Annotated in this window: 22 protein-coding genes; 6 read left to right on the plus strand and 16 right to left on the minus strand. The window is 76.0% G+C overall.

Going from position 1 to position 22,767, the window contains the following annotated elements:
- The 9 genes from E9549_RS24515 to pheS form a co-directional block, all read right to left on the minus strand.
- Nucleotides 1-401: arginine repressor (locus E9549_RS24515; protein WP_236827587.1), on the minus strand; the 401-nt coding region annotated here is incomplete at its 3' end.
- On the minus strand, nt 398-1,342 hold the full coding sequence (gene argF, locus E9549_RS16060) for an ornithine carbamoyltransferase (RefSeq protein ID WP_236827589.1): 945 nt from the start codon (nt 1,340-1,342) through the stop codon (nt 398-400). The genes E9549_RS24515 and argF, both read right to left, overlap by 4 nt.
- Entirely contained in the window at nt 1,339-2,529 is a 1,191-nt protein-coding gene (locus E9549_RS16065) for an acetylornithine transaminase (RefSeq protein ID WP_236827591.1), read from the minus strand. The genes argF and E9549_RS16065 overlap by 4 nt, the downstream gene beginning before the upstream one ends.
- The gene (gene argB / locus E9549_RS16070; protein WP_236827592.1) at nt 2,526-3,527 is read right to left on the minus strand and encodes an acetylglutamate kinase; all 1,002 of its coding nucleotides are present in this window, start codon (nt 3,525-3,527) and stop codon (nt 2,526-2,528) included. The genes E9549_RS16065 and argB overlap by 4 nt, the downstream gene beginning before the upstream one ends.
- Entirely contained in the window at nt 3,524-4,675 is a 1,152-nt protein-coding gene (gene argJ, locus E9549_RS16075) for a bifunctional glutamate N-acetyltransferase/amino-acid acetyltransferase ArgJ (RefSeq protein WP_236827594.1), read from the minus strand. The genes argB and argJ overlap by 4 nt, the downstream gene beginning before the upstream one ends.
- A 25-nt stretch (nt 4,676-4,700) precedes the next feature.
- Nucleotides 4,701-5,741 (minus strand): N-acetyl-gamma-glutamyl-phosphate reductase, encoded by a 1,041-nt coding sequence (gene argC / locus E9549_RS16080; protein WP_236827596.1) that lies wholly within the window; start codon nt 5,739-5,741, stop codon nt 4,701-4,703.
- A gap of 253 nt (nt 5,742-5,994) precedes the next feature.
- A complete protein-coding gene (locus E9549_RS16085; RefSeq protein ID WP_236827597.1) occupies nt 5,995-6,798 on the minus strand; it encodes an SDR family NAD(P)-dependent oxidoreductase in 804 nt (267 codons plus the stop codon).
- Complete coding sequence (gene pheT, locus E9549_RS16090; protein ID WP_236827598.1) at nt 6,791-9,253, minus strand: phenylalanine--tRNA ligase subunit beta; 2,463 nt, start codon at nt 9,251-9,253, stop codon at nt 6,791-6,793. Before pheT ends, E9549_RS16085 begins: the two co-directional genes overlap by 8 nt.
- The gene (gene pheS, locus E9549_RS16095; RefSeq protein WP_236827599.1) at nt 9,250-10,317 is read right to left on the minus strand and encodes a phenylalanine--tRNA ligase subunit alpha; all 1,068 of its coding nucleotides are present in this window, start codon (nt 10,315-10,317) and stop codon (nt 9,250-9,252) included. Before pheS ends, pheT begins: the two co-directional genes overlap by 4 nt.
- A 258-nt stretch (nt 10,318-10,575) precedes the next feature.
- On the opposite strand from pheS, the gene E9549_RS16100 reads away from it, so the two are divergent.
- Nucleotides 10,576-12,840: an EAL domain-containing protein gene (locus E9549_RS16100; protein WP_236827600.1), complete on the plus strand. Its 2,265-nt coding sequence runs from the start codon at nt 10,576-10,578 to the stop codon at nt 12,838-12,840.
- 70 nt (nt 12,841-12,910) lie between these two features.
- Here E9549_RS16100 and E9549_RS16105 read toward each other — a convergent pair whose 3' ends face one another.
- The 6 genes from E9549_RS16105 to E9549_RS16130 all read right to left on the minus strand — a co-directional run bounded on the left by E9549_RS16105 (nt 12,911) and on the right by E9549_RS16130 (nt 16,921).
- Nucleotides 12,911-13,570 carry a TetR/AcrR family transcriptional regulator gene (locus E9549_RS16105; RefSeq protein WP_236827601.1) on the minus strand — a complete coding sequence of 220 codons (660 nt, stop codon included), beginning with the start codon at nt 13,568-13,570 and terminating at the stop codon, nt 12,911-12,913.
- 169 nt (nt 13,571-13,739) lie between these two features.
- Complete coding sequence (locus E9549_RS16110; RefSeq protein ID WP_236827602.1) at nt 13,740-14,534, minus strand: RNA methyltransferase; 795 nt, start codon at nt 14,532-14,534, stop codon at nt 13,740-13,742.
- A gap of 150 nt (nt 14,535-14,684) precedes the next feature.
- The gene (gene rplT / locus E9549_RS16115) at nt 14,685-15,074 is read right to left on the minus strand and encodes a 50S ribosomal protein L20 (protein ID WP_236827603.1); all 390 of its coding nucleotides are present in this window, start codon (nt 15,072-15,074) and stop codon (nt 14,685-14,687) included.
- Nucleotides 15,075-15,115: 41 nt separating this feature from the next.
- Nucleotides 15,116-15,310, minus strand: a complete 195-nt coding sequence (gene rpmI / locus E9549_RS16120; RefSeq protein ID WP_236827604.1) for a 50S ribosomal protein L35 — start codon at nt 15,308-15,310, stop codon at nt 15,116-15,118.
- A 145-nt stretch (nt 15,311-15,455) separates the two neighbouring features.
- Entirely contained in the window at nt 15,456-16,031 is a 576-nt protein-coding gene (gene infC / locus E9549_RS16125) for a translation initiation factor IF-3 (protein ID WP_308191120.1), read from the minus strand.
- A gap of 398 nt (nt 16,032-16,429) precedes the next feature.
- Nucleotides 16,430-16,921: a PH domain-containing protein gene (locus tag E9549_RS16130; RefSeq protein ID WP_236827605.1), complete on the minus strand. Its 492-nt coding sequence runs from the start codon at nt 16,919-16,921 to the stop codon at nt 16,430-16,432.
- A 52-nt stretch (nt 16,922-16,973) separates the two neighbouring features.
- On the opposite strand from E9549_RS16130, the gene E9549_RS16135 reads away from it, so the two are divergent.
- The 5 genes from E9549_RS16135 to E9549_RS16155 all read left to right on the plus strand — a co-directional run bounded on the left by E9549_RS16135 (nt 16,974) and on the right by E9549_RS16155 (nt 22,107).
- The gene (locus E9549_RS16135; RefSeq protein ID WP_236827606.1) at nt 16,974-18,023 is read left to right on the plus strand and encodes an MBL fold metallo-hydrolase; all 1,050 of its coding nucleotides are present in this window, start codon (nt 16,974-16,976) and stop codon (nt 18,021-18,023) included.
- On the plus strand, nt 18,002-18,607 hold the full coding sequence (locus E9549_RS16140; protein ID WP_236827607.1) for a uridine kinase: 606 nt from the start codon (nt 18,002-18,004) through the stop codon (nt 18,605-18,607). The genes E9549_RS16135 and E9549_RS16140 overlap by 22 nt, the downstream gene beginning before the upstream one ends.
- A 116-nt stretch (nt 18,608-18,723) precedes the next feature.
- Nucleotides 18,724-19,464 carry a GAF and ANTAR domain-containing protein gene (locus tag E9549_RS16145; RefSeq protein WP_236827608.1) on the plus strand — a complete coding sequence of 247 codons (741 nt, stop codon included), beginning with the start codon at nt 18,724-18,726 and terminating at the stop codon, nt 19,462-19,464.
- Entirely contained in the window at nt 19,461-20,894 is a 1,434-nt protein-coding gene (locus E9549_RS16150; protein ID WP_236827609.1) for a PP2C family protein-serine/threonine phosphatase, read from the plus strand. The genes E9549_RS16145 and E9549_RS16150 overlap by 4 nt, the downstream gene beginning before the upstream one ends.
- A 91-nt stretch (nt 20,895-20,985) precedes the next feature.
- Nucleotides 20,986-22,107, plus strand: coding sequence for a uroporphyrinogen-III synthase (locus E9549_RS16155; protein ID WP_236827610.1), 1,122 nt, complete (start codon nt 20,986-20,988; stop codon nt 22,105-22,107).
- On the opposite strand, the gene E9549_RS16160 is transcribed toward E9549_RS16155, so the two are convergent.
- Nucleotides 22,104-22,688, minus strand: a complete 585-nt coding sequence (locus tag E9549_RS16160) for a GNAT family N-acetyltransferase (protein WP_236827611.1) — start codon at nt 22,686-22,688, stop codon at nt 22,104-22,106. The two genes, E9549_RS16155 and E9549_RS16160, sit on opposite strands and share 4 nt — an antisense overlap.
- Nucleotides 22,689-22,767 lie beyond the last annotated feature (79 nt).

Below are 22,767 nucleotides of genomic sequence, written 5' to 3' on the forward strand. Positions count from 1 at the left end.
CCCGCGATCGTGCCCAGCACGTCGGGGAGGCCGACCTTGTCCAGCGCCGAGGCCAGGAACTGGGCGGCACCCGGTGGGGTGCGCAGCACCGCCAGGTTGGCGCTGCCCTCGGCGGCCGTCAGCAGGTCGGCCAGCAGGCGGGTGAGCCGGGCGGGCGCGGCCTGCGCCGGGCGCAGCGGGGCGTTCTCCGGCGGCAGCACGTAGGAGGCCGGTGCGCCGTCGGAGCCGCGCAGCTTCACCGCACCGAGCTCCTCCAGGTCCCGGGAGAGGGTGGCCTGGGTGACCTCGATGCCCGACTCGGCCAGCAGCACGGCCAGCTGGGTCTGCGAGGTGATCGGCCGGGCCTCGATCAGCTCGCGGATGCGCGCCTGGCGCGCCGAGCGATTGAGGGCAGCGGTCATGCGCGCTCCAGGAGCCAGATGAGCACGGCCTTCTGCGCGTGCAGCCGGTTCTCCGCCTCGTCCCAGACCGCGCTCTGCGGCCCGTCGATCACCTCCGCGGCGATCTCCTTGCCGCGGTAGGCCGGCAGGCAGTGCAGGACGACGGCGTCGTCGGCGGCGCGGGAGAGCGCCGCGGCGTCCACCGCGTAGGGCAGGAACGGCGCGACGCGCGTGTCGTACTCGTCCTCCTGCCCCATCGACACCCAGGTGTCGGTGACCAGCACGTCGGCCCCGTCCGCGGCGGCCGCGGGATCCGGCGTCCACGCGACCGAGCCGCCCGTCCCCGCGGCGATCCGCGCGGCGCGGTCCAGCACCTCGGGGTGGGGCCGGAAGGACTCCGGTGAGCCGATCCGCACGTGCATGCCCGCCGTCGCACCGCCGAGCAGGTAGGAGTGCGCCATGTTGTTGGCGCCGTCGCCGAGGTAGGTCATGGACCGGCCGGCGAGCGAGCCCTTGCGCTCGATCACCGTCTGCAGGTCGGCCAGGATCTGGCAGGGGTGGTAGGTGTCGGTGAGCGCGTTGACCACCGGCACCCGGCTGACCGCGGCCATCGCCTCGATGCGGTCCTGGCCGAAGGTGCGCCACACGATCGCGGCGGCCTGCCGGTCGAGCACGCGGGTGGTGTCCTCGATCGGCTCCCCGCGACCCAGCTGGCTGCTCCCGGCGTCGATGACCAGGGGGTACCCGCCGAGCTCGGCGACCCCCACGGAGAAGGACACCCGGGTGCGGGTGGAGGGCTTGTCGAACAGCACGGCGACCGCCCGCGGCACCCCGTTGGCGGCGCGCAGCGGGGTGGGCGCCTGGTCGGTGTGCCGCGATGCCTTGAGCGAGGCGGCCAGGGCGAGCACCTCGGCCTGCTCGTCCGGGGTGAGGTCGTCGTCCTTGAGGAAGTGCCGGGTCACTGGTCCGTCTCCAGAGCGGTGTCGAGGGCGGCGGGCAGCGCGGCCACGAAGGCGTCCACCTGCGCGTCGGTGAGGACCAGCGGCGGGGCGAGCCGGAGCACGCCGGGGGCGACCGCGTTGGTCAGGAAACCGGCCGCGCGCAGCTGCGCCTCCAGGGCGGGGGCGACGTCGGCGGTGAGGACGACGCCGAGCAGCGCGCCCCTCCCCCGGACGCCGCTGATGCCGGCGTGGCCGAGCGCCTCGATGCCGGCGGTGAACCGGTGCTCGAGCTCCTTGGCACGCTCCAGCAGCCCCTCGTCGCGGATGGTGTCGAGCACGGCGAGCGCGGCCGCGGCGGCGATCGGGTTGCCGCCGAAGGTGGAGCCGTGCGAGCCGGCGGTGAGCAGCTCCGCGGCGTCGCCGAAGGCGAGCATCGCGCCGATCGGCAGCCCGCCGCCGAGCGCCTTGGCCAGGGTGATGACGTCGGGCCGCAGCCCCTCGGCCTGGTGCGCGAACCACGAGCCGGTGCGGCCGATCCCGGTCTGCACCTCGTCGACGGCGAACAGCGCGCCGGCATCGGCCGCGGCGGCCGCGGCCACGGGAAGGTAGCCGGCCGGCGCGGGGAGCACGCCGCCCTCGCCCAGCATCGGCTCGAGCAGCACCATGGCCGTCTCCGCCGACACCGTCGCGCGCAGGGCGTCGGCGTCGCCGTAGGGGACGTAGGAGACCCCACCGGGCAGCGGCGCGAAGGCGGCGGCCTTCGACGGCTGGCCGGTGAGCGCGAGCGCGCCCATCGTGCGGCCGTGGAAGGCGCCCTCGGCGGTGACCACCCTGGTGCGGCCGGTGAGCCGGCTGACCTTGAACGCCGCCTCGTTCGCCTCGGCGCCGGAGTTGCAGAAGAAGACCCGCCCGGGCCGCCCGGCCAGCTCCAGCAGCCGCTCGGCGAGCCGGATGCCCGGCTCGTGCATGGCGAGGTTGGAGACGTGGCCGAGCTTGGCCGCCTGGGTGCTGATCGCCTCGACCACCCGGGGGTGCGCGTGCCCGAGGATGGTGGTCGCGATGCCACCGAGCAGGTCGGTGTACTCCCGCCCGTCGACGTCGGTGACGGACGCCCCGGAGCCGGAGTCGAGCGCGACCGGCGGCGCCTTGTAGTTGTTCATCATCACGGCCGACCAGCGGCGGGCCAGCTCCTCCGTGCGCGTGGTCATGCCGTGCCCTCCTCCTGGTCCTTCGCCGGGACGACCATCGTCCCGGTGCCTTCGGTGGTGAACGTCTCCAGGAGCAGGGCGTGCGGGGTGCGGCCGTCGACGACGGTCGCCCGCTTCACCCCGCCCTCGACCGCCCGCAGGCAGGCGGCCATCTTCGGGATCATCCCGGCGTCCAGCGACGGCAGGATCTCCGCGAGCTCGCGGGCGTCGATCTGCTGCACCAGCGAGCCCCGGTCGGGCCAGTCGGCGTAGAGACCCTCGACGTCGGTCAGCACGACCAGCTTCACCGCGCCCAGCGCCGCGGCCAGCGCGGCGGCGGCGGTGTCGGCGTTGACGTTGTGCACGACGCCGTCGGCGTCCGGGGCCACGCTCGCCACGACCGGGATGTGCCCGGCCTCCAGCAGCGCGGCGACCGGGGTGGTGTCGACGGCCGCGATGTCGCCGACCAGCCCGATGTCGACCGGTTCGCCGTCCACGACCGCCGTCGTCCGGCGGGCGGTGAACAGGCCGCCGTCCTCGCCGGAGAGGTGCACCGCCATCGGTCCGTGCTGGTTGATCAGGCCGACGATGTCGGGGCCGACCTGACCGGTGAGCACCATGCGGACGACGTCGATCGTCTCGGGCGTGGTCACGCGCAGCCCGCCGCGGAACTCGCTCGCGATGCCCAGCCGGCCGAGCATCTCGGTGATCTGCGGCCCGCCGCCGTGCACGACCACGGGCAGGATGCCGCAGGTCCGGAGGAACACCATGTCGTCGGCGAACGCACGCCGGCACTCGTCGTCGACCATGGCGTGCCCGCCGTACTTGATGACGACCACCTTGCCGTGGAACTCCTTGAGCCAGGGCAGCGCGCCGGTGAGGACGGCGACCTTGGCGGCGTCGCCCTCGGGGTCGTGGCGGCGCATGACGCGGCTGGTGCCGACCCGGCGGGGCAGCTTGGGCGGCGGCGCCGGCTCGTCGATGCGGACGTCGGGCGGGGTGGGGTCCTGCTGGCTCATGTGGAGTACGCCGAGTTCTCGTGCACGTAGGCGATGGACAGGTCGTTGGTCCAGATCGTGGCCTGCTCGGCGCCGGCGCCCAGGTCGACGTCGATGGTGATCTGCCGGCCGGTGAGGTCGACGCCCTCGCGAGGGTCGCCGATCGAGCCGCCGCGGCAGACGGTGACGCCGTTGATGGTCACGTCGACCCGGTCGGCCTCGAAGGCGGCGTCGGTGGTGCCGATCGCGGCGAGCACCCGGCCCCAGTTGGGGTCGTTGCCGAAGAGCGCCGTCTTGAGCAGGTTGTTGCGGGCGCAGGCCCGGCCGGCGGTGAGGGCGTCCTCGACGCTGGCCGCGTTCCGGACCGTGATCGCGATGTCCTTGGTGGAGCCCTCGGCGTCGGCGAGCAGCTGCATCGCCAGGTCCGTCGCGGCCGCGGTGAGCGCCGCGGTGAGCTCGTCCTCGGCCGGCGTGACGCCGGACGCGCCGTTGGCCAGCACGATCACGGTGTCGTTGGTCGACAGGCAGCCGTCGGAGTCGACCCGCTCGAAGCTGACCGCGGTCGCCGCCTTCAGCGCCCGCTGGAGCACGTCGGGGTCGGCGGAGGCGTCGGTGGTGAGGACGACGAGCATCGTGGCCAGGCTCGGGGCGAGCATGCCGGCGCCCTTGGCCATCCCGCCGACGGTCCAGCCGGCGCGCTGCTGCGCCGTCGTCTTGGGCACGCTGTCGGTGGTCATGATCGCCCGCGCCGCGGCGCCCCCGCCGTCCTCGGAGAGCGCCTGCGCCGCGGCGGTGACGCCCGCGGTCAGCTTCGCCATGGGCAGCCGGACGCCGATCAGGCCGGTGCTCGCCACCGCGACGTCGATCGCCCCGAGACCCAGCTCCGCGGCGGCGTGCTCGGCGGTGGCGTGGGTGTCCTGGAAGCCCTCGGGCCCGGTGCAGGCGTTGGCGCCGCCGGAGTTGAGGACGACGGCCCGCGCCCGCTGACCGGCGAGCACCTGGCGGCTCCACTGCACCGGCGCGGCCGGGAAGCGGTTGGTGGTGAAGACGGCGGCCGCGGCGTCGTCGGGGCCGGTGTTGAGGACGACGGCGACGTCCGGGTCGCCGGAGGACTTGAGGCCGGCCGCGACGCCGGCGGCGCTGAATCCCCGGGGGGCGGTGACGGTCACTGGGCATCCTCTGGTGCGAACGGGATCACGGTGCCACTCCTACGACCGGGAGGCCGGTGGTCTCGGGCAGGCCGAGGGCGATGTTGGCGCACTGGACCGCCGCGCCCCCGGTGCCCTTGGTGAGGTTGTCGACGGCGGCGACGACGACGAGCCGGTTCGCGTCGGCGTCGACGGCCAGCTGCAGCGCGACGGTGTTCGCGCCGAGCACCTGCGCCGTCGTGGGCCACTGGCCCTCGGGCAGCAGGTGCAGGAAGGGCTCGTCGGCGTAGGCCCGCTCGTACGCGGCGCGGGCGGCCGCGGCGTCGACCCCGGGCCGCAGCGGCGCCGAGCAGGTGGCGAGGATGCCGCGGCTCATCGGCACCAGGGTCGGGGTGAAGCTGACCCCGACCGGCGCGCCGGCGGCCTGCGTCAGGCCCTGGACCATCTCCGGCGTGTGCCGGTGCACGCCCCCGACGCCGTAGGCGCTCGCCGCACCCATGACCTCGCTGCCGAGCAGGTGGGCCTTGGGCGACCTCCCCGCCCCGCTGGTGCCGCTGGCGGCGACCACGACGACGTCGGGCTCGACCAGGCCGGCGGCGAGCGCCGGGGCCATCGCGAGGGTGACCGAGGTCGGGTAGCAGCCGGGGACGGCGACCCGCGTGGCCCCGGCGAGCTTCTCGCGCTGGCCGGGCAGCTCGGGCAGGCCGTAGGGCCAGGTGCCGGCGTGCACCCCGCCGTACCAGCGGGCCCAGGCCGCCGGGTCGTTCAGCCGGTGGTCGGCGCCGCAGTCGACGACCAGGGTCTCGGCGGGCAGCTGGTCGGCGATCGCGGCGGACTCCCCGTGCGGCAGCGCCAGGACGACGACGTCGTAGCCGGCGAGGCTCGCCGCGTCGCTGGGCTGCACGGTCATGCCCGCGAACGGGAGCAGGTGGGGCTGGAGCTCACCCAGGCGTCGGCCGGCGCTCGAGTTGGCGTGCACCCCGGCCAGCCGGAGGTTCGGGTGCCCGGCCAGCAGCCGGCACACCTCTCCCCCCGCATACCCGGTGGCGCCGGTGACCCCGACCGTCCACGTCTGCGCTGCGTTCACGATGCATGACCATACATCACCATGCATGACCGTTCACCGGGGCGCGGGGCGCCGCCCCGGACGGAGGTCAGCTCCGCAACGGCCGCGGCCGGTCCCGCCGGGTTCCCCAGGCGGCGGGCGGGACGCCGAAGAGCACCGAGGCGGACGCCCCGCGGTCCGCCCCACGTCGCCCGCCCCAGCACGGCGGTCACGACGACGAGGCACCCGAGCGCGGACGCGACGAGCATCCGCGCACCCGGCGAAGGAGCGGTGGTCAGGCGAGCGGGTCGCCCCCGCCGTAGGGGCGCAGGCGCAGCTGCCGGGCGGCGCCCTCGGGGGTGGTGGAGCGCAACGTCTCGAGGTCGTCCTTGCCCGCACGCACGAACCGGCCGGACCACTGGTCGAGCTCACCCCCGGCGATCGCGGCGACGATCCCCACGACCTCCTCCGGCGGTGTCCAGTCGGTGAAGCCCTGCCACATGCGCATCGACCGGGTCATCGGGGTGTCGACGACGCCGGGCGCCACGTCGAAGACCCGGACGTCGGAACCCTCCAGCGACAGGGCGAGCGACTCGGTGATCCGCATCAGCCCGGTCTTGGCCACCGAGTACGCGGAGTAGTCGGGGTTGGCGCGGGTGCTCATGCCGCTGGCGAGGTTGACCACCCGCCCGCGGTTGCGCAGGAGCATCCACGGGACCACCGCACGGCTGAGCAGGAAGCTGCCCCGCAGGTGGCTGGTGACGACGCCCCACCACTGGTCGGGGTCGGCCTCCCAGAGCGGCACCTCGGCCTCGTCGACCAGGCCGGCGTTGTTCACCAGCAGGTCGACCGGCCCGAGCTGCTCGCGCACCTCGCCGACCGCCGCCTCGACCGACGCCTGGTCGGTGACGTCGGCCGCGACGGCCAGCGTGCGGCCCCCGGTGACCTCGGCGACCTCGGCCATCGCCACGCGCAGCCGCTCCCCGCCCCGGGCCAGCCCGGCCACGGCCATCCCGCGCCGGGCCAGCCCCTCCACCAGGTGCCGGCCGATCCCGGTCGAGGCGCCCGTGACGAGGGCGACCCCCGCCGGCTCAGCCACGGAGCTGGGCGCCGTTGGCGGCCACCGCTGCGGCCACCGCGGCGTCGAACGCCACGCGGGCCTCCTCGCTGGTGAGCGTCCGGTCCGGCGCCCGGAAGGTCAGGGAGTACGCCAGCGACTTCTGCCCCCCGGGCACCGAGCTGCCGGTGTAGACGTCGAACAGCCGGAGGTCCTCCAGCAGCTCGCCGGCCCCGTCACGCAGCGCCCGGCGCACCCGGTCCTCCGGCTGGTCCTCGGGGACGAGGAGCGCGAGGTCCATCCGCACCGGCGGGAAGGTGGAGATCGACCGGGCCTGCGGCACCGTCGGCTCCGGCAACGCGTCGGCGTCCAGCTCCATCACGGCGGTCCGGGCGGGCAGGCCCAGCACCTCGCACACCTTGGGGTGCAGCTCGCCGGCGTACCCGACCACCCGGTCGCCGACCAGCAGCGCGGCGCACCGGCCGGGGTGCCACGGGGCCTGCTCGGCCTGCTCGACGGTGAGCTCGGCCCCGGCGGCCGCGGCCACCAGTCGGGCGGCCTGCACGGCGTCGGCCCACGCGGCCGGCCGGCCCGGTCCCCACCAGCCGCGGGGCTCGCGCTGCCCGGTGAGCGCCACCGCGACGTGCCAGGGCTGCGCCGGCACCGCACCCAGCAGCGCCGCGAGCGTCGCGTCGTCCGGACGGCGGTCGGCGCCGGGCAGCGGCGCCGGGGTCCCGTCCCCACCCGGGAACACCGAGCCGTGCTCGAAGAGGGCGACGTCGCGGAGCCCCCGGGCCAGGTTGCGGGCGAGGGCGGCCAGCAGGCCGGGCAGCAGCGTGGTGCGCAGCGCCGGGGCCTCCTCCGACAGCGGGTTGCGCACGGTGATCACCCGGCGCCGGTCGTCGTCCGCGGGCAGCCCCAGCGCGTCGAGCTGCGCCGGCCCGGTGAAGGGGAACGCGGGGGCCTCCACGTAGCCGGCCTCGGCCAGCGCCCGGCCGATGCTGCGGCGGCGGCGCTGCCGCTCGGTGAGCCCGCCGCCGGGCGGGGCCGTGGGCAGGATCGAGGGGATCTCGTCGAAGCCGCGGAAGCGGACGACCTCCTCGACCAGGTCGGCCGGCTCCTGCAGGTCGCCGCGCCAGGACGGCGGGGTGACGTGCAGGGCGTCGCCGTCGCCGGACACCTCGGCGCCGACCGCGGTCAGCACCTCGAGCACCTGGTCGCGGGTGTAGGGCACGCCGGCGATCCGGCCCGGCAGCCCGGCGTCGAGCGCGATCGCCGGCCGCGGGGCCCGGGTGTCGACGTCGACCGGCGCGCCGACGATGCGGGCGCCACCGTGCTCGGCGAGCAGCGCCGCGGCCCGGGCGAGCGCGACGACGGTGACCTCCGGGTCGGTGCCGCGCTCGAAGCGCTTGCCGGCCTCGCTGGGCAGCCGGTGCCGGCGCACGCCGCGGGAGATGCCGGTCGGCTCCCAGTGCGCGGCCTCCAGCAGCACCGCCGTCGTCGTGTCGCCGATCTCCGTCGACGCGCCGCCCATGACGCCGGCCAGCCCGATGGGGCCCGACGCGTCGGTGATGAGCAGGTCGTCGTCGGTGAGCGCGCGGTCGACGCCGTCGAGGGTGGTGAGCCGCTCCCCCGCCGTCGCCCGGCGGACCGTGATCGGCCCGGTGACGGTGGCCCGGTCGAAGGCGTGCATCGGCTGGCCGAGCTCGAGCATCACGTAGTTGGTGACGTCGACGGCCAGCGAGATGCTGCGGACGCCGCACTGGGCCAGCCGGCGGCGCAGCGGCCACGGGCTGGGCGCGGCCGGGTCGAGGTCCTCGACGGCGAGCATGGAGAACCGGTCGCAGCGGTCGGGGTCGGCCACGGTGACCTCCCACGCCGGCGCTCCCGCCCAGCCGGGCAGCGGGAGGTCGGCCGGGTCGCGCCAGGTCACGCCGAGCACACCGGCCAGGTCGCGGGCGATCCCGCGCATCGACATGGCGTAGCCGCGGTCCGGCGTCACCTCGAGGTCGAAGACGACGTCGTCCAGACCGAGGACGTCCGCGGCCGGGGTCCCCGGCACGTAGCCGGCCTGCCCCAGCACCAGGATGCCGGCGTGGTCCTCGCCGATGCCCAGCTCGCGGACCGAGCAGATCATCCCGTCGGAGACGTGGTCGTAGGTCTTCCGCGCCGCGATGGCGAAGTCGCCGGGCAGCACGGCGCCGGGCAGCGCGGCCACCACGAGGTCGCCGACGGCGAAGTTCCGGGCGCCGCAGACGATCCCTCGAGGCTCGGCCTCCCCCACCTCCACCTGGCAGTAGCGGATCGGCTTCTTGAAGCCGGTGAGCTCCTCGATGTCCAGCACCCGGCCCACCACCAGCGGGCCGGTGGTCACCGGCGGGCGGACGACGTCCTCCACCTCGAAGCCGAGCCGCACGAAGGCGGCGTCGAGCTCCTCGACGGTGGTGCCGGCCGGGAGGTCGACGAGCTCGGACAGCCAGCTGACGGGGACCTTCACTGCTCAACTCCGAAGACGCTGGTGAAGCGGACGTCCGCTTCGGCGATGTCGTGCATGTCCGAGACGGCCGACCGGAACTGCAGCGCCCGCTCGATGCCCATGCCGAAGGCGAAGCCGGTGTAGGTGTCGGGGTCGACGCCGCAGGCGCGCAGCACCCGGGGGTTGACCATCCCGCAGCCGCCCCACTCGACCCACTGCGGGCCGTCGCGGTGCTCGGGGAACCAGACGTCGAACTCGGCCGAGGGCTCGGTGAAGGGGAAGAAGTGCGGCCGCCACCGGGTGCGGGCGTCCGGGCCGAACAGCTGACGGGCCAGGTGGTCCAGCGTGCCGCGCAGGTGCGCCATGGTGAGCCCTCGGTCGACGGCGAGGCCCTCCACCTGGTGGAAGACCGGCAGGTGCGTCGCGTCGAGCTCGTCGGTGCGGTAGACGCGCCCCGGGGCGACGACGTAGATGGGCGGCTGCCGCTCCAGCATCGTGCGCGCCTGCACCGGGCTGGTGTGGGTGCGCAGGACCAGGCCGGAGTCCTCGGGTGCGACGAAGAACGTGTCGGACAGCCAGCGGGCCGGGTGGTCCGGGCCGAAGTTGAGCGCGTCGAAGTTGAGCCACTCGGCCTCGAGCTCCGGCCCGTCGGCGACCTCGTAGCCCATGCCCACGAAGATGTCGGCGATCCGGTCGACCAGCGTCGTCAGCGGGTGCCGGGCGCCGCGCGGGGTGCGGTCCCACGGCAGCGTGACGTCGACCCGCTCCTCGGCCAGCACCCGGGCGTCGCGCTCGGCCTCCAGCTCGGCCCGTCGGGCGTCGTAGGCCTCGGTGACCGCGACCCGGGCGGCGTTCACGCGCTTGCCGGCGTCGCTGCGGGCGGCGGGGGGCAACGCGCCCAGCTCCCGCCGCGCCAGCAGCACCGGCGCGCGGTCGCCGAGGTGGGCCGGGCGGGCGGCGGCCAGTGCCTCCAGGTCCGCGGCCGCCGCGAACGCCCCGAGCGCGGCGCGGACCGCCTCGTCGAGGGCCTCGGGCGAGAGGGCGGCGACCTGCTTGGGGTCGTAGGGATCGTTGGCGCCAGACACGGGACGCCATTCTGCCCGGCGCCCGCCCCCGCGCGCGCCTGGGTTCCGGTGGGGTGACGACGACGGCGCCCCGGGCAGCCGGGTCCTCCCTCATAGCACGGCGTCCTCCCTCACCGCGGACGCCGAGGGAGGACGCGCATGATCAGGTCCGGCTGATCGTGGCCGGGGCCCGGGCCCGCTGCCCGGTCGACCACCCGTTCGGGGCAGGCAGGGCCCGCTCGGCTCCGGCCCGGACCGCCCGGGGCCGAATACGCCTCCGTGAGCCCTGTGCGCCCCGACACCGACGCAGCCCTCGCCGCCGCCCTCCGCCCCGGCGGCGTGCGCAGCGTCTTCCAGCCCATCGTGGAGCTCGACACCGGCGCGGTGGTCGCCTACGAGGCCCTCGCGCGAGGCCCCGAGGGCCCGCTGCAGCGCCCCGACCTGCTCTTCGCCGCCGCCCGCCAGGCCGGCGCGCTCGCCGAGCTGGACGCCGCCTGCCGGGTCGCCGCCTTCTCCGGCGCCGTGCGGCACGGGCTGCCCGCACCGCTCGCCCTGTTCGTGAACGTGGAGCCGGAGGTCCTCGACACCGCACCCCTGGACGAGCTGCTGGCGATCGCCGCCGAGGCCCCCGGCGGGATGCGCGTCGTCCTGGAGATCACCGAGCGAGCGCTGGCCACCCGCCCGGCGGAGCTGCTGCGCACCGTCGCCCGGGTCCGCGAGCTGGGCTGGGGCGTCGCCCTCGACGACGTCGGCGCGGACGCGATGTCGCTGGCGTTCATGCCGATCCTGCGCCCCGACGTGGTCAAGCTCGACCTGCGGCTGGTGCAGGAGCGCCCCGGCCCCGCGATCGCCGAGATTATGAACGCGGTCAACGCCTATGCGCAGACCTCCGGCGCCGCCGTGCTCGCCGAGGGCATCGAGAACGACGCCCACCTGGCCATGGCCCGGGCGCTCGGGGCGACCCTCGGCCAGGGCTGGCTGTTCGGCCGCCCCGCGCCCGAGCCCGCCTGCGACCGGCCGCTCGGCTCCCTGCCGCCGCCGGTCCAGGACACCGCGACGGAGGTCGAGCCGGGCTCCCCGTTCGCCTGCCTGCCCGCCGGCACCCCGCTGCGCCGCTCCCCCAAGGCGCTGCTCATCGAGCTCAGCAAGCAGCTGGAGCGGGAGGCGCTGCGGCTCGGCGAGACCTGCGTGGTCACCGCGACCTTCCAGGAGGCGCGGCACTTCACCCCGTCGACGACGCAGCGCTACCGCGACCTGGTCGAGCGCACCGGCTTCGTGTGCGCCCTGGGCGAGGGGCTCCCCACCGAGCCGCTGCCCGGTCTGCGCGGTGCCGACCTGGCCCCGGGCGACCCGGTGCGCGGCGAGTGGGACGTCGTGGTGCTCGCCCCGCACTTCAGCGTCGCCCTGCTGGCCCGCGACCTCGGCACGCCCGGGCCGGACCTGCAGCGGGAGTTCGAGTACGCGCTGACCTACGACCGCGACGTCGCGGTCCGCGCGGCGCGCAGCCTGCTCGGCCGGGTGGTCCCGCGCGCCCACGGTGCCGCGCCGGCGCGGACCGCAGCGACGGCCGCCACCCCGGCCGCCACCCCGGCCGCCGCCCCGGCGGTCCTGGGCGAGCAGCTGCTGGGTGACCCGGCGCTCGTGCGCCGGGCGCTGGAGGCGACACCGAGCGGTGTGTGCCTGGTCGACGTCCGGCTCCCCGACCAGCCGCTGGTCTACATCAACCCGGCCTTCGCCCGGCTCGCCGGCATGCCGGCCGAGGAGCTGCTGGGCCGCAACTGCCGGTTCCTGCAGGGGGCGGACACCGACCCGGGGGCCGTGGCGCGGATCCGCGCCGCCATCGCCGCCGGCGAGGAGTGCCGCGAGGTGCTGCTGAACCACCGCGGCCCCGACCGCACGCCCTGGTACAACGAGCTGCACCTGGCGCCCGTCACCGACGCGACCGGGGCCGTCGTCCAGTACATCGGCGTCCAGGTCGACGTCACCGAGCAGGTGCTGGCGCAGCGGGCGCTCGAGCAGGAGCGGGACCGGACCCGCGGGTACCTGGCCCGGATCGAGGAGCTGTCGGTCACCGACCCGCTCACCGGGCTCGCCACCCGCCGGCACGTGGAGGAGCAGACCGAGACCGCGCTGTGGAACGCGCGGTGCGCCGGCGACGCCGTGGCGCTGGTCGTGGTGGCCCTCGACGCGTTCGCGTCGATCGAGGAGCGCTACGGGGCCACCGCCGCCGAGCAACTGCTCGCCGCCACGGGGCAGCGCCTCCGCGCCCGGCTGCGCCGCGGCGACCTGGTGGCCCGCTGGGCCCGGGACTCGTTCGTCGTCGTGCTGCCGGGGCTCGCGGCCGGCAGCGCCGGCCGGGAGTCGGACCGCGTCCGGACCGAGCTGGCGCAGGCCGCACGCGGGCCCGTCCTGCTCGCCGGCGCCCCCGTGGTGACCGAGGTCAGCACCGGCGCCGCCTGCTTCCCCGCCGACGGCGACGACGTCACCGGGTTGCTGGTGGTCGCCGAGCGCGCGGCCGGCCGGCTGCCGGTCTCGCCCAGCTGACCCCCGGCCGGCCTCCGGGCGCCGGCGTCGAGCAGGCCGGTGCGGGAGCGACCTCAGCGGCCTCCTCCGGTCAGCTCCGCGGCGGCAGCAACCTGCCCAGGCCGCCGTCGGCCAGGTCCGTCAGCTGGTCGACCAGCTCGGCGGCGGAGACCCTCCGGTCCCCCGACCACCAGTGGGCGGCCAGCTGCACCATGCCCACCACGCCGTAGGCCCAGGTCATCGCACCGTCGGCCGGGCGGCCGGCGTCGGCCAGCCGGGCCGCCAGCAGGCCGCCGAGCGCGGTGGCGACGGCGTGCTCGGTGGCGGCGACCAGGTCCGCCCGGCCCGCCCGGCCCGCCTGCGCGTAGGCGAACCGGTAGAGCGCCGGCTCGTCCTCGATGAGCGACACGAAGGCGGCGATCACCGCCCGCAGCTGCGCGCGGCCGTCGGCGCGGTCGGCGGCCAGCTCGCCCAGCAGCCGGGGCAGCAGGATGGCCTGGGAGATGCGCTCGAGGACGGCGTCGATCAGCTCGTCCTTGTCGCTGAAGTACCGGTAGATGACCGTCTTGGAGACCCCGGCGCTGCGTGCGACGTCGTCGACGGAGAAGTCCGGGCCGGCCAGGCGGACCGCCTCGACGGCCGCCCCGACGAGGTCCTCCCGGCGCGCACGCCGGTGCTCGGTCCAGCGGGACCGGCGTCCGTCCGTCGGTGCGGTCGCCGGTGCGTCGGCGACCATCTTCACGTCCTCCACGGCAGCAGCCACCTTCCCTCGCGGCCCCGGTCGTCGTCCCGGCGGAGCCTGCCCGTGCCCACCATCCTCCCGTCCGGCGGCCCGCGGGACACCGTCGTGGCGTCCGGGTCCGGTCCGACGGGCCGGTGGCGCGTGCCGTCGCCGCCCACGCCGTCCCCCGGCCCAGGCCTCATCCCTGGGCGAGCTGGGTGGTGTACAGGCAGATCGCGGCGGCCGCGGCGAGGTTGAGGCTCTCCGCGCGGCCCCGCATCGGGATCCGCACCCGCGCATCGGCGAGCTCGGCGAGCTCGGCGGGCACGCCGCGGGCCTCGTTGCCGAACAGCCACAGCACCGCCCCGGCCAGCCGGCCGCCGGCGACGAGCGCCGGGAGCTCCACCTCTCCCCCGCCGTCGGCCGCCAGCACGGTCACCCCGGCCGCGCGGAGCTCCGGCAGCAGGGTGCCCAGCGGCGCACCGCGGACGACGTCGAGGTGGAACAGGCTGCCCGCGCTCGACCGCACCGCCTTCCCGCCGTAGGGGTCGGCCGAGCCCGCGCCGAAGACGACGGCACCGGCCCCGCAGGCGTCCGCCGTGCGCAGCACGGTGCCGGCGTTGCCCGGATCGGCCAGCTCGGCGAGGGCGACGGCGAGCCGCGGCGGGGCCGCGGTGAGGGCGCCGACGGCGACGTCGCGCAGCGTGCAGACGGCGACCAGCCCCTGCGGCGTCACGGTCTCCGACAGGCCGGCGGCCACCTTGTCGGTGACCAGCCGTACCGGCACCTCCGCGGCGGACAGCAGGTCCGCGTGCGCGTTCGCCGCGGCGGTCGTGGCGAAGACCTCCCGCACCCCGGCGGGGTCGGCCAGCGCTTCGGCGACGGCCTGCCGCCCCTCGGCGAGGAACAGCCCGGCGGCGTCGCGGCCGGCGCGGCGGGTGAGCTTGCGGGCCGCGACGATCCTCGCGGAGCGCTCGGTGAGCGGCTCGGTCACGCGGTCTCCTCCGTGGTCGTGCACACGCCGACGCCGCCGGCGCCGGCCCCGGAGGGACGGTCACCGACGGCGTCAGGTGAAGTGCTGGAACGGCCGTCCTGCAGGTCCGCGCCGAGCGTGCGAGGCGTGGCGGGCAGGGTGATCCTAGCTTCAGGCGGCCTGCTTGCCGGTCGCCTCGGGGTTCGCGGCGAGCGCGGCCTTGGCGGACTCCACCAGGGCGGCGAAGGCGGCGGGCTCGTTGACGGCGAGCTCGGCGAGGACACGGCGGTCCAGCTCGATCTCGGCCAGCTTCAGCCCCTGCATGAACCGGTTGTAGGTCATGTCGTTGAGGCGGGCCGCGGCGTTGATCCGGGTGATCCACAGTTTGCGGAAGTCGCCCTTGCGCGCCTTGCGGTCGCGGTAGCTGTAGGTCGCCGAGTGGAGGATCTGCTCCTTGGCCTTGCGGTACAGCCGCGACCGCTGACCGCGGTAGCCGCTCGCGGCCTCGAGGGTCGTCCGGCGCTTCTTCTGGGCGTTGACCGCCCGCTTCACGCGTGCCACGTGAGTGCTCCTGTCTTTCTAAAGGTCGGTGGGAGGGGCGCTCAGAGGCCCAGAAGCTTCTTCAGGTTCTTGGCGTCGGCCGGGGAGACGACCTGGTCCTGGTCCAGCCGGCGCTTGCGGGTCCCGGACTTGTGCTCGAACTTGTGCTGGTTGTTCGCCTGCTCGCGCATGAGCTTCCCGGTGCCCGTGATGCGCACCCGCTTGGCGGTGCCCTTGTGGGTCTTCTGCTTCGGCATGTCCTCGGTCCCTGTCATCTGGTGTCGGTGCGCGCGGCAGCACCCGGCTGCCGCACGCACCGGCCGTCTTCGGTGGTGCTGGTCTCCGCCCCCTGCGCGGTCCCGCCGCGAGCCTGCTCGCGGCGAGAGGCGGGAGGCTCCTGCGTCAGGCGCTCGGCGCCTGCTCCTCGGCCTGCTCGCCCTTGGGCCGGCGCTTCTCCTGCGCGGTCTGCGCGCCCTTGTGCGGGGCGATCACCATGACCATGTTCCGACCGTCCTGCTTCGGGTTGGACTCGACGACGCCCAGCTCGCTGACGTCGGCGGCCAGCCGCTGCAGGAGGCGGTAGCCCATCTCCGGGCGCGACTGCTCGCGGCCTCGGAACATCACGGTGATCTTGACCTTGTCGCCGCCCCTGAGGAAGCGCTCGACGTGGCCCTTCTTGGTCTCGTAGTCGTGCGGGTCGATCTTCAGGCGCAGCCGCATCTCCTTGATGACGGTGAGCGCCTGGTTCCGCCGGGCCTCGCGGGCCTTCTGGGCGGACTCGTACTTGAACTTCCCGTAGTCCATGAGCTTGGCGACGGGCGGCCGGGCCATGGGAGCGACCTCGACCAGGTCGAGCTCGGAGTCCTGTGCCAGGCGCAGCGCCTCGCCGATCGACACGATGCCGACCTGCTCGCCCTCGGGGCCGACCAGGCGGACCTCGGGGACACGGATGCGGTCGTTGATGCGGGGCTCGGTGATGGCCTCTCCTTACGCTGCTGCGTGGGAGGAGTCGCTGGCCCACCCCGGCGCCGACGGGAAAGGCCCCGCGAGCGTCTGCTCACGGGGCCCACTCGCCGGTGGCCCACGACCCGTGGGGTCGTGCGCACGCGATCGCCGACCGGTGGCCGGTTCTCGCGATCCGGGACCTGGGCGCCTGGACGGCGTCAGGTGGGAGCGGGCTCCTCTTGGATAGCGGCCCGGGGCAGGGCCGCTGGGTGGTTCGCGCGCCTCGTGTAGCGGGGAGGCTCGCCCATGCTACAGCGTCCCGGCAGCCGCAGGCATTCCCCCCTGCCTGCCGCATGGTGCCGTGCTGGATCGGCCCCGCCCAGGGGCTCGCGCTGAGCGGCGCGACGGGTGATGAGGACGGGGTCCTCCGCTCAGTCCTCGTAGAGCAGCGGTGGCCGGACCGGGTCCTTCGCCCGGGCGGCGGCGTGCAGGGCGCGCAGCCCCTCGACGGCCCGGACGGCGCGCTCGCCGTCGGCGGCCTGCAGCGCGTGGATCGAGATCTCGTCGCCGTTCTCCAGGGCGAGCGACCCCCAGGCCGACTTCCGCTCGAACCGCACCGCCCGCACCGCCGTCCACGGCAGCTCGTGGTGGACGGCGAGGTTGCGGACGCGCACCCCGTGCTCGTCGGCGTCGACCCGCGACCGCCCCAGCAGGAGCACCCCCGCGGCGAGCGCCAGGCCCAGACCGGCGATCGCGATCTGGTCGACCGGCCCGTAGGCGACCACGGAGTTCTGCGTGGAAGGCAGGCTGAGCGCGACCAGGAGCCCCACCACCGCGACGACGACGGCGACGACGGCGAGCAGCAGCCGCAACCGGTGCGGGACGGCCGAGACGGCGGGCAGGGGGGCGTGGGGACCGCTCACGCCCCCATGGTGACAGCCGGCGCCCGGGACCCGGCTGGCAGAGTGCGGCGTCGTGGAGACCACCGGCACCGCCCAGCGCACGGCGTGGGAGCAGCGCAGCCTCCCCCCGGTCGAGCAGCTGCGCAGCGACCTGTGGTCGGTGCCCGTCCCGATCCCGCACAACCCGCTGCGCTACGTGAACGTCTACCTCTTCGCCCTGGCCGGCGGCGGGCTGGGGCTGCTCGACACCGGGTGGGACAGCGAGGACGGCTGGTCGGCCCTCACCGAGGGGCTGGCGTCCGTCGGCGGCTCGATCACCGACGTCCGCGGGGTGCTCGTCACCCACCTGCACTTCGACCACCTCGGCCTGGCCGCCCGCGTCCGGGAGGCCAGCGGCGCGTGGGTGGCGATGCACCCGGCCGACGCCGACGCCGTCCGCCGGCTGACCGCCACGGAGGCGCAGGCCGCCGTCGACACCGAGGTGGCCTTCCTCGTCGGGCTGGGCGCTCCCCGCGAGGAGGCGCTGGCCGACGTCGGCGGGGCGGAGAACCTGTCCGGCTTCCACCGCATGGCCGTGCCCGACCGCCTGCTCGAGGACGGCGACCACGCCGCCTTCCCGGGATGGGCGCTGCGCGCCGTCCACACGCCCGGCCACACGCCCGGTCACCTCTGCTTCGCCGAGGAGCGCACCGGGCTGCTGTTCTCCGGCGACCACGTGCTGCCGCGGATCAGCCCGAACGTCTCCAGCACCTCCGGCGGCTCCCCGGACCCGCTGCGCGACTACCTCGACTCCCTCGCCGCCGTCCGCGACCTCGACGCGAGCGAGGTGCTGCCCGGGCACGAGTGGCGCTTCCGCGGCCTCGCCGAGCGCACCGACGCACTGACCGCCCACCACGAGCGGCGGCTCACCGAACTGCTCGGCGCGATCCGCGAGCACCCCGGCTCGACGCCGTGGGACCTCGCGGCGTACCTGACCTGGTCGCGGCCGTGGGACCAGTACGCACGGCGGATGCGGATCTTCGCGGTGACCGAGACCGATGCGCACCTGCGGCTGCTCGCCAGCCGGGGGCTGGTGGTCGGCGACGGCGGGGCGGTACCCACGTGGACCCTGGCCGTCCGCTGACCCGGCAGACCTACGCCGCGCTGGCCGGCCGCACGCTCCGCCTCGCCCCGCGGCTCGGCGGCACCCGCCTGGTGGTCGTGGACGGCCCGGCCGGCTCCGGCAAGACCACCTTCGCGGCCCGGCTCGCCGCGGCGCTGGGGCCCGGGACGCCGGTCGTGCACATGGACGACCTCTACGCGGGCTGGACGCTGACCGGCGCGGTGTCCCGGCTGGCCGCGGGCGTGCTCCGCCCGCTGGCGGAGGGCCGGGCGGGCGCGTACCACCGGTACGACTGGGCGGCCGGCCGGTTCTCCGCCGACCTCGTGCCCGTCCCGCCGGCGCCGGTCCTGCTCGTCGAGGGCTGCGGCAGCGCCTCGCGGCGCCTGGACCCGTGGACGGCGACGCGCGTCTGGGTCGAGGCCCCCGAGCCGCTCCGGCTGGCCCGCGGGCTGGCCCGCGACGGCCAGGGCATGGCCGAGGAGTGGCGCCGGTGGCTGGTCACCGAGGCGGTCGCGTTCGCCGCGGAGGACACCCGCCGGCGGGCCGGCCTCCGCGTGGACGGTGCGGCGGACGGTGCGGCCGACGGGTTCGTGCTGCTGCCCTGAGGTCGGGCGGGCCCGGCAGGGCGGCGACGTTTGCGGAGCAGCCGCGCTGCGTACCCCGCCACCGGGGACGACGCCGATCGAGAACGCGGCCGCGCGCCGTCCGTGGAAGGCACCTCGTGAACGGCAAGCGAACCGCAGGCCCCACCGTCCCCCTCACCGACGAGCTGGCCGGGGTCTTCGCACGGATGTCGGGTCTCCTGCTGTCCGCCGAGACGGTGGAGACGTCGCTGAGCCTGCTCAGCTCGCTGGCCCAGGAGAGCGTCACGGGCTCCTGCGGGGCCGGTGTCTCGGTGATCGAGGGCCGTCACCGGGTCTCCTCCGGGTCGACCGACGACCGGGTGCGGGCGGCGGACGCGCTGCAGTACGAGATGGACGAAGGTCCCTGCCTCGCCGCAGCGACCGCGCGCGAGGTGGTCCGCGTCGACGACCTCCGGCGGGAGCGCCGCTGGCCGCGTTGGGCCGGTGCGGCGAGCTCCCTGGGTCTGCGGGCCGCGCTGAGCGCCCCGCTGGTCGCCGGGAACGCCGGGCTCGGCGCCATCAAGGTCTACGCCGACCACCCCGGCACGTTCGACCGGCGCAGCGAGCAGTTGCTCACCCTGTTCTCCGCCCAGGCCGCGTTCCTCGTCGCCAACGTCCAGTCCCACGACCGGGCCCGGCGGCTCAGCGAGGGCATGCGGCAGGCGGTGCGCGACCGGGATGTGGTCAGCACGGCCAAGGGCGTGCTCATGGGCCGGCACTCCGTGGACGAGGACACCGCCCTGCGGATGCTCTTCTCCCGGAGCCGCGACCAGGGCGTCGCCCTCGCCGACGCGGCCCGCGCGGTGGTCGACCCGGCCGCCCGCCGCCGCCGGCTGTGACGCAGGACGCGCAGCAGCCGGCCCTGGCCGCCGGCTACGCGCACGCCGATCTGGGCCTGGAGCAGCTGTGGGTGCGGTACTTCGCGCTCGGTGGCACCGCCGATCTCATGGAGGTCGACGCCTACCTCAACGGCCTCGCCCCAGTCCCGGACACCCAGCACGACCTCCTGGCGCACGCCGTCAACGAGCGGCTCGACGAGCTCCTCACCCGCCACCGGGTGCCGTACACGCGGACCTTCCGGGCCGGGCGGCCGGCCAGCGGCCCGCTGGCCGCGGTCGTCACCCTCCTGGAGGTGGCGGGCGCCGCGCCGCCGGAGCGGCTGCCCGCCCTCGTCGCGGCCGCGGGCCGGAAGCTCGGTGTCGAGGTCACCGTGCACCGGATCGACCACGCGCAGAGCTGCCTCGTGCGGCTCGACGCCCCGGGGTCCGGTGACCGGCGCGGCCTGGGGTTGGACAGCACGATGGCCGGCCGGGCGTTCCGCACGGTCCAGGTGGTCGCCTCGGACCGGGACGGCCGGCCGCGCCTGTGGGTGCCGGTGCTCGACGGCGCCGACCGGCTGGGCGTGCTGGAGGTCCGCGTCGAGGAGGAGGCAGACCTGCACGACCCGGCGCTGCGCGACCAGTGCTGGTGGCTGGCCTCCCTGCTCGCCCACGTCCTGGTCTCGCTCGAGGCATACGGCGACGACCTGGAGCGCCGGCGGCGGATCCGGCCCATGTCGCCCTCGGCCGAGCTGATCTGGCAACTGCTCCCGCCGCTGACCGCGGCCACGGATTCCTTCGTGCTCGCGGGCAGACTGGAGCCGAGCTACGAGGTCGGCGGCGACGCCTTCGACTACGCCCTGTCCGAGAGCACGGTCTCCCTCGGCATCTTCGACGCGGTGGGGCACGGCGTCCGCGCCGGGCTCGTGACCGCGGCCGCGCTGGCCGGGTACCGCAGCGCCCGCCGGGACGACCGCAGCGTGTTCCACCAGGCCGGCGCGATCGACGACGTCGTCGCGCAGAACTTCCCGGGTGGCGAGTTCGTCACCGGCGTCATCGGCGAGGTCGACGTGGCGTCCGGTCGGCTGCGCTACGTCAACGCGGGTCACCCGGCCCCCGTGCTGCTGCGTGGCGGCCGGGTGGTCAAGGAGCTCGAGGGAGGCCGGCGGCTGCCCTTCGGGCTGGGCGACCGGAACCTCACGGTGGGTGAGGAGATGCTGCAGCCCGGCGACTGGCTGGCGCTCCACACCGACGGCATCACCGAGGCCCGGGACGCCGGCGGCACGTGGTTCGGCGAACGGCGCCTCGCCGAGTTCCTCACCCGCGCCATCAGCGCCGGCCAGCCGCCCGCAGAGACGGTCCGCCGGCTCACCGCCGCCGTCCTCGAGCACCAGGGGGGCCTCCTGCAGGACGACGCCACCGTGCTGCTGGCCCGGTGGAAGCAGCCGTGACGACCGCCGTCGCGCGCCCTGCCCGGAGGGTCGTCACGCCGCCGTAACCCCGAGGCCGCACCATGGTGGGGCACCGGCGCGAGGGAGAGATGTGATCGAGCAGGACGAGCACGCGGCCGGACCGGACCTCCCGCTGGCCGGGTACACCGTCGCGGTGACCGCGGCCCGCCGCAAGGAGGAGCTGGGGGCGCTGCTGGACCGCCGGGGCGCCCGCGTGGTCCACGCGCCGGCGATCCGGATCGTGCCGCTGGCCGACGACACCGAGCTGGTGGCCGCCACGCGCCGGGTGCTCGCCGCGCCGGTGGACCTGGTGATCGCCACGACCGGCGTCGGCTTCCGCGGCTGGCTGGAGGCCGCCGACGCCTGGGACCTGCCCCTGGTCGCCCACCTGTCCGGCGCCCGGGTGCTGGCGCGCGGCCCCAAGGCGCGCGGCGCCATCCGCGGCGGCGGGCTGGTCGACGCCTGGTCGCCGGAGTCGGAGTCCTCCGCCGAGGTGCTCGCCCACCTGCTGTCGGGGGCCGAGGGCCCGCTGGCCGGCCGCCGGATCGCGGTCCAGCTGCACGGCGACCCGCTGCCCGACCTGGTCTCCGGCCTCCGGGAGACCGGCGCCGAGGTGCTCACCGTCCCCGTGTACCGCTGGGTGCTGCCCGAGGACGTGACGCCGGTGCGCCGCCTGGTCGCGGCCATCGTGGCCGGCTCGGTCGACGCGGTGACCTTCACCAGCGCACCCGCCGCGGCGAGCCTGCTGCGGGTGGCCGAGGAGGCCGGTCAGCGGGAGGCGCTGGTGGCCGCGTTCGGCGACCGGGTGCAGGCGGTCGCGGTCGGCCCGGTGACGGCGGGGCCGCTGGACGCCGCCGGCATCAACTCCTTCCAGCCCGCCCGCGCGCGCCTGGGCGCGCTCGCCCGCGAGGTGGTGGCCCGGCTGCCCGAGCGGGACCCGGTGCTGGAGGTGGGGCCGCACACGCTGCAGGTGCGCGGCCACGCCGCCGTCGTCGACGGCCGGGTGGTCGAGCTGCCCCCCGGTCCGCTGGCGGTGCTGCGGGAGCTGGCCCGCCGGCCCGGTCGCGTCGTCCCCCGCACCGACCTGGTGACCGCGCTGCCCGGCGGCGGGGACGGGCACGCGGTGGAGATGGCGGTGACCCGGCTGCGCGCGGCGCTCGGGGCCCCGCTGGTGGAGACGGTCGTCAAGCGCGGTTACCGGCTCGCGGTCTAGCTCTCCGCCCGTAGGTCGCGTCGCAGGAGGACCCGCGGGAACCCGTCGAGCACCGACCCGGTGTCGGCGACCTTCACGAAGCCGGCGCGCTCGAACAGCGCCCGGGTGCCGACGTAGGCCATCGTCAGGTCGACCTTCCGCCCGTCGTTGTCCACGGGGTAGGCCTCGACCGCCGGGGCCCCGTGCGCCCGGGCGAGCTCCACGGCGCCCGCGACCAGGTGGTGGGCGATGCCCTGCCCCCGGTGGCCCGGGCGGACGCGGACGCACCACAGCGACCAGACGTCGAGGTCGTCGACGTGCGGGATCCTGCGGTTGCGGGCGAAGCTCGTGCCCGCCCGCGGGTGCACCGCCGCCCAGCCGACGACCTCCTCGCCGTCGTGGGCGAGCACGCCGGGCGGCGGGTCCTCGGCCACCAGCTGCCGCACCCGCTCACCGCGCGCCGGCCCCACCAGCTCCCGGTTCTCCTTGGACGTCGCCAGCCGGTAGCTGAGGCACCAGCAGACGTTGGCGTCCGGCCGCTTCGGGCCGAGGACCGCCGCCACGTCGGGGAAGCTGCTCGCCGGCCGCACCTCGATCGCCATGCCCCGGATCGTGGCACCGCGCACCGACGCCCCGGCGGGTCGCGCGCGCCTCACCGCGCGACCGCTCCGGGGGTGAGCG

The sequence above is a fragment of the Blastococcus sp. MG754426 genome (assembly GCF_021699055.1).
Lineage (GTDB): Bacteria > Actinomycetota > Actinomycetes > Mycobacteriales > Geodermatophilaceae > Blastococcus.

Excerpts from the sequence above, each read along its gene's own strand:
- E9549_RS16065 (WP_236827591.1), bottom strand. The coding sequence starts at position 2,529 with ATGACCACGCGCACGGAGGAGCTGGCCCGCCGCTGGTCGGCCGTGATG.
- rpmI (WP_236827604.1), bottom strand. The coding sequence starts at position 15,310 with ATGCCGAAGCAGAAGACCCACAAGGGCACCGCCAAGCGGGTGCGCATC.
- argB (WP_236827592.1), bottom strand. The coding sequence starts at position 3,527 with ATGAGCCAGCAGGACCCCACCCCGCCCGACGTCCGCATCGACGAGCCG.
- E9549_RS16160 (WP_236827611.1), bottom strand. The coding sequence starts at position 22,688 with ATGGCGATCGAGGTGCGGCCGGCGAGCAGCTTCCCCGACGTGGCGGCG.